This is a genomic window from Vibrio sp. YT-15, assembly GCF_033337445.1.
GTDB classification, from domain to species: domain Bacteria; phylum Pseudomonadota; class Gammaproteobacteria; order Enterobacterales; family Vibrionaceae; genus Vibrio; species Vibrio alginolyticus.
This window is the reverse complement of sequence record NZ_JAWOQR010000183.1, coordinates 1-1,022: the sequence shown is the minus strand read 5'-3', so window position 1 is coordinate 1,022 and position 1,022 is coordinate 1. Positions and strand designations below refer to the sequence as shown.

Annotated in this window: 2 protein-coding genes; one reads left to right on the top strand and one right to left on the bottom strand. The window is 45.6% G+C overall.

The window, feature by feature from the left end:
- Positions 1 to 484, top strand: a 484-nt coding sequence (locus tag R7D93_RS26170; RefSeq protein ID WP_318129666.1) for a Nif3-like dinuclear metal center hexameric protein, incomplete at its 5' end; no start/stop codon positions are given.
- 81 nt (positions 485 to 565) lie between these two features.
- Here R7D93_RS26170 and R7D93_RS26165 read toward each other — a convergent pair.
- Positions 566 to 1,022, bottom strand: a 457-nt coding sequence (locus tag R7D93_RS26165) for a citrate/2-methylcitrate synthase (protein ID WP_318129665.1), incomplete at its 5' end; no start/stop codon positions are given.

Genomic DNA, 1,022 nt, shown 5'->3' with positions numbered 1-1,022 from the left:
TCTGTACGGCTACCATCTACCGCTCGACATTCATCCTGAACTTGGCAACAACGCAGAGCTTGCTCGTCTTCTTGATATTGAAATCGACGGTGGGTTAGAAGGTCATCCGCAGTCTGTCGCCCTATTTGGACGCTTGAAAAAACCGATGCCTGGTTCTCAATTTGCGAGCAAGATCAACCAAGCCCTTAATCGAGAGCCTCTACATATCGCTCCAGATAATGCGGAGAAAATGATCGAAACCGTTGGTTGGTGTACTGGCGGTGGACAAGATTTCATTGAACTTGCGGTTCAGCATGGATTAGATGCATTCATTTCTGGCGAAATTTCGGAGCGAACAACTTACACCGCTCGTGAGATGGACATCCACTATTTTGCTGCGGGTCACCATGCAACAGAGCGTTATGGCATCAAAGCACTTGGTAAGTGGTTAGCCGATGAATACGGTTTAGATGTCGAGTTTGTGGATATTGATAATCCAGTGTAGCGTGTATTTTTATCGTTAAAACTAAAAAGGGTTGAGACTTACATCTCAACCCTTTTGTTTATCTGATAACTCTAGTAACGATTATTCGCGCTCATGAAGCGGCGAAAATTCACGTTGCGTTTCGCCTTTGTAAAGCTGACGTGGACGACCGATACGGTTTAGTGGGTCGCTGTGCATCTCGTTCCAGTGGGCAATCCAACCAATAGTACGAGAAATCGCGAAGATAACCGTAAACATTGATACAGGAATACCGATCGCTTTCAGAATGATACCTGAATAGAAATCTACGTTCGGGTATAGCTTCTTAGAAACAACGTACTCGTCAGAAAGAGCGATACGCTCAAGTTCCATTGCTACGTCCAGCAGAGGATCTTTAATGTTCAGCTCTTTTAGAACTTCGTGACATGTTTCGCGCATTACGGTCGCACGTGGATCGTAGTTCTTGTAAACACGGTGACCGAAGCCCATCAAACGGAATGGGTCATCTTTGTCTTTCGCACGTTCCACGTACTCTGGAATGTTATCCACGCTGCCGATT